Raw genomic sequence first — 2,734 nt, forward strand, 5'->3', positions numbered from 1 at the left:
AGACAGACATTATCTAAGATTTTTGATAGCCGACTTGCGATTAATATCTAACTTATGACTGTTAGCCCCTCAAAAGCTGGCAGTCTTAATACTTAGTATAAAGTTAAAGAAAATCGCGCTCTTAAAAAACATCGTTTAGGAGACTTTATTATGAAAATGGTAACAGCCGTTATTAAACCGTTTAAACTGGATGATGTCCGCGAAGCATTATCAGAAATTGGTATCCAAGGCATTACCGTGACTGAAGTTAAAGGCTTTGGTCGTCAAAAAGGCCACACAGAGTTATATCGTGGTGCTGAATATGTAGTGGATTTTTTACCGAAAATTAAAATTGAAGCCGCCGTCAGTGCTGATATTGTCGATCATGCAATCGAAGCGATTAGCAAAGCCGCTAATACAGGCAAAATTGGTGATGGCAAGATTTTCGTGTCTGAGTTAGAGAAAGTAGTACGAATCCGTACTGGCGAAACAGATAGGGAAGCACTTTAGGATTTTCTGTTTTTGGTTAAATTTTAAGGTTGTAGCTGTTTCCCAACAAGTAAATGATTAAACATTGAAGTGTACATCGTTTAGGAGAGATTCATGGAAACAAGTTACGCCTTAAATACTTTTTACCTGCTTATCTCAGGCGCATTAGTCATGTTAATGGCTCTGGGCTTTTCAATGCTAGAAGCGGGTTTAGTGCGTTCTAAGAATACCGTTGAAATTCTAACCAAAAATATCACCCTATATGCCATTGCGTGCATTATGTACATGCTGGTTGGTTATGACCTGATGTACAGTTCTCCCGAAGCGGGCATTATTCCCTCAATCACTACTTTATTTGGTTTTATGTCTATGACCGCCAGTGATGATTATTCAATGGCTGCGGTCAATGCAGGCGAAGCTAATTATGCCAAAGCAGCTGATTTCTTTTTCCAAGTGGTTTTTGTTGCAACTGCAATGTCTGTGGTTTCTGGCGCAATTGCTGAACGGATGAAATTATGGTCATTCATATTGTTTGCAGTCGTCATGACTGGCGTGATTTACCCTATTCAAGGTTATTGGAAATGGGGTGGCGGTTTTTTAAATAGTTTAGGCTTCTTGGATTTCGCAGGTTCTGGTGTGGTTCATTTAGCAGGTGCAACCGCAGCATTAACAGGGGTGATGTTATTAGGTCCACGTTTGCATAAATTTAGTGCTGATGGGCATATTAATGCCATTCCGGGTGCTAACTTGCCACTTGCAACACTGGGCACATTTTTATTGTGGTTTGGTTGGTTTGGGTTTAATGGTGGCTCTCAATTGATTACATCAACGGTAATGAATGCGAATACAGTCGCTATGATTTTTGTTAATACCAACATGGCTGCAACAGGCGGGTTGGTAGCCGCAACAATTATGTCTCGGTTTTTATTTGGAAAAGCTGATTTGACTATGATTTTAAACGGTGCATTAGCAGGCTTAGTGGCCATTACCGCAGAACCTTCTACACCCTCACCTTTAATTGCAACAATGATTGGCAGTATTGGTGGGATTTTAGTTATATTTTCTATTTTAAGTTTAGATAAATTGCGCTTAGATGATCCTGTTGGGGCAATTTCAGTACATGGTGTCGTTGGTATTTGGGGCTTATTAGCCGTGCCACTTACAAACCCTAACAGCAGCTTTAAAGCTCAATTAATTGGTATTGCAGTAATTTTTAGTTGGGTATTTGCCACCAGTTTTATAACTTGGTTTGTGATTAAATCGGTTGTTGGTTTGCGGGTTTCTGAAGAAGAAGAATATGAAGGCTTGGATTTAAGCGAATGCGGAATGGAGGCATATCCCGAATTTGTGAAACGTTAAGGAAATGAATCTATTGTTAAAAACAACATCTTCGCTATTATCAACATTTAATTGGCGAAGATATTGTTTAATCATAAAATGATACTAATCAATTATTACGCTTCTTGGTAAACACCACGTTCTACCAAATAATCTAACACTTGTTTTGCACAATCTTCTAAACTTGAAGAACTTGTACTCACTGTTAACTCTGGATTTTCTGGCTCTTCATAAGGAGATGAAATACCTGTAAATTCAGGAATTGCGCCAGAACGGGCTTTTTTGTATAAACCTTTTACATCACGATCTTCACATACTTCGAGCGGACACTCACAGTAAATTTCTACAAAATCATCTGGAGCTAAGCTACGAACTTTGTCACGATCAGCTTTGAAAGGAGAAATAAATGCAGTTAATACAATCACGCCTGCTTCAACGAATAATTTAGACACTTCACCCACACGTCGAATATTTTCTTCACGATCTTTGTCAGAAAAGCCTAAATCACCACATAAACCATGTCTTACATTATCACCATCTAATACGAATGTGTGATAACCACGTTGGTATAATTCTTCTTCAACAGCATGAGCTAAAGTAGACTTGCCTGCACCAGATAAACCTGTAAACCACAAAATTACACTTTTATGTTTACTCAACTCTGCCCGTCTTTCACGAGTCACAGTTGCATTATGCCATACAGTATTTGTACTTTTCATTATTGCCATGCGATTAACCCTAAGTGCTTAAAAAGTGATTATAAAAGAAAATTATACCCGCAAAGCTTAGCAGGGTTTACAAAAGAAAACAATGTTTTCATAGCTGTCATAATAACCTTAAATGTGACTTTATAGCAGATATATTTAAGCTAAAAACCCCATTTTATTAAACAGTATAGGCAAACCGTGATATTGACAAAGAATTTTCC

At 38.0% G+C, this 2,734-nt stretch carries 3 protein-coding genes; 2 read left to right on the plus strand and 1 reads right to left on the minus strand.

Going from position 1 to position 2,734, the window contains the following annotated elements; genetic code table 11:
• Nucleotides 1-150 precede the first annotated feature (150 nt).
• Both glnK and ABXH34_RS18510 read left to right on the plus strand, forming a co-directional pair.
• Nucleotides 151-489, plus strand: coding sequence for a P-II family nitrogen regulator (glnK, locus tag ABXH34_RS18505; protein WP_353573369.1), 339 nt, complete (start codon nt 151-153; stop codon nt 487-489).
• 93 nt (nt 490-582) lie between these two features.
• Nucleotides 583-1,827: an ammonium transporter AmtB gene (locus tag ABXH34_RS18510; protein ID WP_353573370.1), complete on the plus strand. Its 1,245-nt coding sequence runs from the start codon at nt 583-585 to the stop codon at nt 1,825-1,827.
• A gap of 95 nt (nt 1,828-1,922) precedes the next feature.
• On the opposite strand, the gene cysC is transcribed toward ABXH34_RS18510, so the two are convergent.
• Entirely contained in the window at nt 1,923-2,525 is a 603-nt protein-coding gene (gene cysC, locus ABXH34_RS18515) for an adenylyl-sulfate kinase (RefSeq protein WP_353573371.1), read from the minus strand.
• Nucleotides 2,526-2,734: the final 209 nt, after the last annotated feature.

It is taken from the genome of Candidatus Albibeggiatoa sp. nov. BB20 (assembly GCA_016744725.1).
In the GTDB taxonomy this organism is placed as follows: domain Bacteria; phylum Pseudomonadota; class Gammaproteobacteria; order Beggiatoales; family Beggiatoaceae; genus Albibeggiatoa.